Annotated in this window: 7 protein-coding genes; 2 read left to right on the top strand and 5 right to left on the bottom strand. The window is 72.4% G+C overall.

Annotated elements, in window-relative coordinates; all coding sequences use genetic code 11:
• From ACWD3D_RS32730 to ACWD3D_RS32710, 5 genes are all read right to left on the bottom strand, one after another.
• Positions 1 to 867 (bottom strand): xanthine dehydrogenase family protein molybdopterin-binding subunit (locus ACWD3D_RS32730; RefSeq protein WP_451464364.1); only part of this gene is annotated, 867 nt, incomplete at its 3' end.
• 31 nt (positions 868 to 898) lie between these two features.
• Positions 899 to 1,900 (bottom strand): FAD binding domain-containing protein, encoded by a 1,002-nt coding sequence (locus ACWD3D_RS32725; protein ID WP_451464363.1) that lies wholly within the window; start codon positions 1,898 to 1,900, stop codon positions 899 to 901.
• Positions 1,897 to 2,493 (bottom strand): (2Fe-2S)-binding protein, encoded by a 597-nt coding sequence (locus tag ACWD3D_RS32720; RefSeq protein ID WP_451464362.1) that lies wholly within the window; start codon positions 2,491 to 2,493, stop codon positions 1,897 to 1,899. Before ACWD3D_RS32720 ends, ACWD3D_RS32725 begins: the two co-directional genes overlap by 4 nt.
• A gap of 55 nt (positions 2,494 to 2,548) precedes the next feature.
• The gene (locus tag ACWD3D_RS32715) at positions 2,549 to 2,938 is read right to left on the bottom strand and encodes a hypothetical protein (protein WP_451464361.1); all 390 of its coding nucleotides are present in this window, start codon (positions 2,936 to 2,938) and stop codon (positions 2,549 to 2,551) included.
• 149 nt (positions 2,939 to 3,087) lie between these two features.
• Positions 3,088 to 4,053 carry an LLM class F420-dependent oxidoreductase gene (locus ACWD3D_RS32710; RefSeq protein WP_451464360.1) on the bottom strand — a complete coding sequence of 322 codons (966 nt, stop codon included), beginning with the start codon at positions 4,051 to 4,053 and terminating at the stop codon, positions 3,088 to 3,090.
• A gap of 88 nt (positions 4,054 to 4,141) precedes the next feature.
• On the opposite strand from ACWD3D_RS32710, the gene ACWD3D_RS32705 reads away from it, so the two are divergent.
• Both ACWD3D_RS32705 and ACWD3D_RS32700 read left to right on the top strand, forming a co-directional pair.
• The gene (locus ACWD3D_RS32705) at positions 4,142 to 4,471 is read left to right on the top strand and encodes a DUF6479 family protein (RefSeq protein WP_451464359.1); all 330 of its coding nucleotides are present in this window, start codon (positions 4,142 to 4,144) and stop codon (positions 4,469 to 4,471) included.
• Between the two features lie 85 nt (positions 4,472 to 4,556).
• Positions 4,557 to 5,488 (top strand): cation diffusion facilitator family transporter (locus tag ACWD3D_RS32700; protein WP_451464365.1); only part of this gene is annotated, 932 nt, incomplete at its 3' end.

The raw sequence follows: 5,488 nt of genomic DNA, 5'->3' as shown, positions 1-5,488 counted from the left end.
CTCCGCGACCACGACGAGGCCCGTGTCGTCGACGGTGACATGGCGGACGGCGGCTTCGTCGTCGCCTACCGCACCGGACGGCTCCTGACCGGGGTCAAGCCGGCCGGTGTGCAGCGCGGCCATGGCGGCGAGCACCACCTGGGGGCGCGGGGTGCCCTTCGAGCCGAAGCCGCCGCCGACGTGTTCGGAGATCGCGGTCACCCGGTCCGCGTCGATCCCGAAGACGGCGGCCAGGGTGTCGCGGACCGTGCCGGAGCCCTGACTGGAGTCGTGGACGGTCAGCCGGCCGTCCTCCCACCGGGCGGTGGTGGCGTGCGGTTCCATGGGGTGGTTGTGCAGGGGGCCGATCCGGTACGTCGTGTCGATCCGGTTCTCCGCGTCCTCGAAGGCCCGTGCGAAGTCGCCGCGTTCGCGGACGGCCGGGAAGCCGCCGTTGGCCTTCTCGGGGGTGTACAGCCCGGGGTGGTCACCGGTGAGTACGGCGTCGTGCGGTTCGCGCGCGTACTCGGTGACCACGGCGTCGGCTCCGGCCCGGGCCGCTTCGAGGCTGTCGGCGACCACCAGCGCGACGTACCAGCCCCGGTGCGGGACCCTGTCGTCCTGGAGCACCGCGAGCGTCGGGTCGTCGGGGGTGTGGAGGCGGGGCGCGTTCTCGTGGGTGAGCACGGTGTGCACGCCGGGGAGGGCGAGCGCGTCGGCGGTCCGGACAGCTCTCACCCGCCCCTTGGGCACGGTGGCGGGGACGGGCCAGGCGTAGAGGCAGCCGGGCGGGGTGTGCTCCGCCGCGTAACGCGCCGCCCCGGTGACCTTCTCCCGGGCTTCGCGGCGGACGACGGGTGCACCGAGCGGCTGGACGGCGTGGCTCATGACGGGTCCTCAGTCGGATCGGGGATGCGGGTCAGGCGGAGCGGCCGGCGGTCCGCCCGGCAAGTTCGGTGAGTACGTCTACGGCCAGCCTGCGGGCGAGGCCGACCTTGAAGGCGTTGTCGCGCAGCGGCCGGGCGGCGGCGAGTTCGGTGTCGGCGGCGCGGGCGAAGGTCTCGGCGGTGGCGGGCGCGTCGTGCAGCACGGCCTCGGCGGCGGTGGCCCGCCAGGGGCGGTGGGCGAGGCCGCCGAAGGCGAGAGCGGCGTGCCGGACGCGGCCGTCGCGCACGGTGAGGACGGCGGCCACGGAGACGAGCGCGAAGGCGTACGAGGCGCGGTCGCGGACCTTGCGGTAGAGCTGCGCCGCTTCTTCGGGGCTCGGGGGCAGGGTCACGGCGGTGATGAGTTCGCCGGGGCGGATCACGGTGTCCTGGTCGGGGTTCTCCCCCGGCAGCCGGTGGAATCCGGTGACGGGGACGCTCCGTTCCCCCTCCGGCCCGTGGAGCACGACGGTGGCGTCGAGAGCGGCGAGAGCTGCGGACAGGTCGGAGGGGTGGGTGGCGACGCAGCTCTCGGAGTGGCCGAGCACGGCGAGGTCCCGGTGGGCGCCCTCGCGGGCGGGGCAACCGCTGCCGGGGACACGCTTGTTGCAGGGCTTGGACACGTCCTGGAAGTACGGGCAGCGGGTGCGCTGGAGGAGGTTGCCGCCGGTGGTGGCGATGTTGCGCAGCTGTCCGGACGCCCCGGCGAGCAGCGCCTGGGAGAGGACCGGGTAGCGCTCGGTCACGAGGGGGTGCGCGGCGAGATCGCTGTTGCGGACGGTCGCCCCGATGCGCAGCCCGCCCTCGGCGGTGGGTTCGGTGCGGTCCAGGGGCAGCCGGGTGACGTCGATGAGGAGGCGCGGTGTCTCGACGCCGAGCTTCATGAGGTCGACCAGGTTCGTCCCGCCGCCGAGGAAGCGGGCGCCGGGATGGGCCGCCCCCGCTCGTACGGCGTCGGCGACGGAGTCGGGGCGCAGGTAGCCGAAGGGTCTCATCGGGCCACGTCCATGATCGCGTCGACGACGTGCGGGTAGGCGCCGCACCGGCAGAGGTTGCCGCTCATCCGCTCGCGGACCTCGTCGGGCCCGAGGGTGACGGGGCCTTGCTGGGCGAGGGCGGCGGGCGGGGTGGCATGGGACGGGAAGCCGTCCTCCGCTTCGGCGAGCATGCCGACGGCGGAGCAGATCTGGCCCGGGGTGCAGTAGCCGCACTGGAGGGCGTCACGGTCCACGAACGCCTCCTGCACGGGGTGGAGGCGACCGTCCTCGGCGAGCCCCTCGACCGTGGTGACGCGGGCACCGTCCTGGGCGACGGCCGGCAGCAGGCAGCTGTTGGCGCGACGGCCGTCGACGAGGACGGTGCACGCCCCGCACTGCCCGTGGTCACAGCCTTTCTTGGCCCCGGTGAGTCCGAGGTGTTCGCGCAGCGCGTCCAGGAGGGTGGTGCGGTGGTCGAGCGTCACCGTCCGGGCGGTGCCGTTGACGTGGAGGGTGACCGGAGAACGGTCGGGGAAGCCGAGATCCTCGGGATCTTCCAGGGGGAGCAGGGTCTCTGTTCCCGGGTCCTCGTCCGGCCGATGGGGTTCCATGCGCGGGTGCCTTCCGTTCTGTCCGACCGGACGGTGGCGGTACGGGCCGAGTGTGTCAGCGGCTGGTGAGGCGCAGCCGGACTTCTTCTTCCTGGTCCCCCGCCGCGGTGCCGACGTCCTCCACCGAGAACACCTCACCGAGGTGTCCCTTCAACCGGTCGACGGCCCAGTAGCCGCCCTGGGCGTCGAGGGTGACCGGACCGGAGAGCGAGGCGGACCCCGGGGAGTCCTTCTTCGTGGAGACGTCGACGGTCGCGGACCACACGGTCGGGCGCGGCGTGCTCGTGTCGGAGGGCGCGGCGGCGGCGGACCTGTCGGACGTGAACGAGCGGCGGAGCACCTCGAACACGGTGCTCGCGTCGTCGGTCGTGCATTCGCTCAGCGAGACCAGGACGTCGTAGTTCTCCTGATGCCCGGAAGCGGACTTGTCGCTGGTGTTCACCATGGTTCCTTTCTCGGGAGCCGGACGCGGCGGAGCCGGCCCGCTCCCAGGCTCTCCCCGCGGCCGGAAGTCGGCTACACGGGTACGGCAGTCGGCTCAGTGCCCGTCCCGGTGTCCTGCCCGGGAACCAGCCGCCCAGACGTGGGGGCGGGCTACAGGGCGCGGAGCGCGGGCAGCAGCTTCTTCTCCGCCCAGGAGATGAAGGGCTGCTGGTGCGCCCCGCCGACCTGGATGAGAGCGATCTCCGTGAAGCCCGCGTCGCGGTAGGCGCGTACCGCTCGGGTGAACTCGTCCACGTCGCTGCCGCACGGGATCGCGTCGGCCACGTCCTCGGGACGCACGTACGCGGTGGCCTGGTCGAATCCGTCCGGGCCCGGCAGCTCGGAGTTGACCTTCCAGCCGCCCAGCGACCAACGGAACTGTTCGTGCGCCCGGGCCACGGCGGCGCTCCGGTCGGGGTCGTAGCAGACGGGGAGCTGGCCGACCGAGGGTTTCCCCGCGCCGCCGTGGCGGGCGAAGGCGTCGAGGAGTTCCGCCTTCGGCTCGGTGGCGACGACGAGGTCGGCCAGTTCGCCCGCGATCGCGCAGGACTTCGGCCCGGAGACGGCGATCCCGATCGGCACCCGGGTCTCGGGAAGGTCCCACAGTCGGGCGTTCTCGACCTGGAAGTGGGTACCGGCATGGTTCACCACGCCGCCGTCGAAGAGGGCACCGATGATCCGCGCGGCCTCCTCCAGCATGTCGAGCCGGACCCGGGCGCGCTGCCAGCCGGCGCCGGTGACGTGCTCGTTGAGGTTCTCGCCCGATCCGAGCCCCAGCCGGAATCGGCCTTCGGAAAGGATCTGGAGCGTCGCCGCCTTCTGTGCGACGACGGCGGGGTGGTAACGCACGGTCGGGCAGGTCACGTACGTCATGAGCGGGATGGTGGAGGTGGCCTGTGCGGCGGCGCCGAGCACGGTCCAGGCGTACGGGGCGTGTCCCTGTTCGGACAGCCAGGGGAAGTAGTGGTCGGAGGTGACGGAGAAGTCGAATCCCGCGCGCTCGGCGGCCACGACGTCGGCCACCAACTCACGGGGGCCGGTCTGCTCGGTCATCATCGTGTAGCCAATTTTCACCATGTAAAACACTTATCCGGTCATATAGCTACAAAACATGAATTCGAATGAATGACTGTCTGACGGTGCGCATCCGGGGTATCCGGCATGCATGGACGTATCGAACGGAGCCCAGGCCGCCGCATCCTCCACACTCGCCGTATCGGGCGCGCTGGGGACCGGCCTCATCATCGCCGCGGTCGCTGTCGTGGCCCTGCTCATCGGCGCCTTCTGGTTCGGCATGCGCCGCCGCGACAAGGAACTGCCGCCCCCGCGCGCCGACGAACAGCCCGTCCCGCCGGACCATCGCTCACACATCCAGCAGGAGAACGTGCACGGCGAGGACCGTTTCCCCGGCGACGGCACGGCCCTGTCCCCCTACGAGCTCGGGGAGCACGGCACCGGCACCACCCCGCCGGAGAGCGACCGGCCCCGTGACTGAGGGCATAGACACGGAAGGGATACGCACCGGGCGCCGGAACACCGGCGCTCCGCCGGACGCACCGGGCGCGGGGGCGGCGGGCGCGGTGAGCGGGAAGGACGCCGACCGGCGGACCCGGACCACCGTGCTCGTCGCCCTCGCGGCGAATCTGGTGATCGCCGTCGCCAAGACCGTGGGCGGTCTGCTGTCGGGCTCCCCGGCCCTGCTGTCCGAGGCGGCCCACTCGGTGGCCGACAGCGTGAACGAGGTCTTCCTCCTCGCGGCGCTGCGGCGCAGCCGCCGCCCGGCCGACGCCCGTCACCCGTTCGGCTACGGCAAGGAACGGTACTTCTGGTCCCTGCTGGCCGCGGTGGGGATCTTCGTCATGGGTGGCTGCTTCTCCTTCTTCCAGGGATTCGAGGCGCTGCGCAGCCACGGCCAGGAGTCCCCGTCCGGTTACGCGGTCGGTCTGGCCGTCCTCGGCGTGGCACTGGTGGCCGAGGGCACGTCGCTCGTCCGGGCCCTGCTCCAGGTGCGCGGCGAGGAGGGCGGCGCGAAGGACCCGGCACTGCGCACGGTCGTCGCCGAGGACGCCACCGCCGTCGTCGGGGTGGTCCTGGCCATGGCCGGCATGGCGCTGCACCTGATCACCGGGAACGTCGTCTGGGAGGCGTCCGCCTCGCTGGCCATCGGGCTGCTGCTCGTGTACGTGGCCTTCCGGCTCGGCCGGGACGCCCGCGACCAGCTGATCGGCGAGTCCGCCGATCCCGAACTGCGTGAGGAAATCGGGGAGTTCCTGGGAAGCCAGGAGGAGATCGACAACGTCGAGTCCCTCCTCACCATGCGGCTGGGGCTCGACTCGGTCCTGGTCGCCGCACGGGTGGACCTCTCGCCCGGCATCGACAGCGAGGAGATCGAGCGGGTCTCCGTCCGCATCAGGGACCCGGTCCGGCGCGCGAGGTGCAGGACGCGGTCACCGCCCAGCGCCTCGGTGACCAGCCGCGCGGAGTCGTCGGCGCTGCCGGTGTCGGCGGCGAC

Source organism: Streptomyces sp. NPDC002690 (genome assembly GCF_053592415.1).
Note: the sequence above shows the minus strand (reverse complement) of the source record. Positions and strands in the feature narration are given on the sequence as shown.

Excerpts from the sequence above, each read along its gene's own strand:
- ACWD3D_RS32725 (WP_451464363.1), bottom strand. The coding sequence starts at position 1,900 with ATGAGACCCTTCGGCTACCTGCGCCCCGACTCCGTCGCCGACGCCGTA.
- ACWD3D_RS32720 (WP_451464362.1), bottom strand. The coding sequence starts at position 2,493 with ATGGAACCCCATCGGCCGGACGAGGACCCGGGAACAGAGACCCTGCTC.
- ACWD3D_RS32715 (WP_451464361.1), bottom strand. The coding sequence starts at position 2,938 with ATGGTGAACACCAGCGACAAGTCCGCTTCCGGGCATCAGGAGAACTAC.
- ACWD3D_RS32710 (WP_451464360.1), bottom strand. The coding sequence starts at position 4,053 with ATGGTGAAAATTGGCTACACGATGATGACCGAGCAGACCGGCCCCCGT.
- ACWD3D_RS32705 (WP_451464359.1), top strand. The coding sequence starts at position 4,142 with ATGGACGTATCGAACGGAGCCCAGGCCGCCGCATCCTCCACACTCGCC.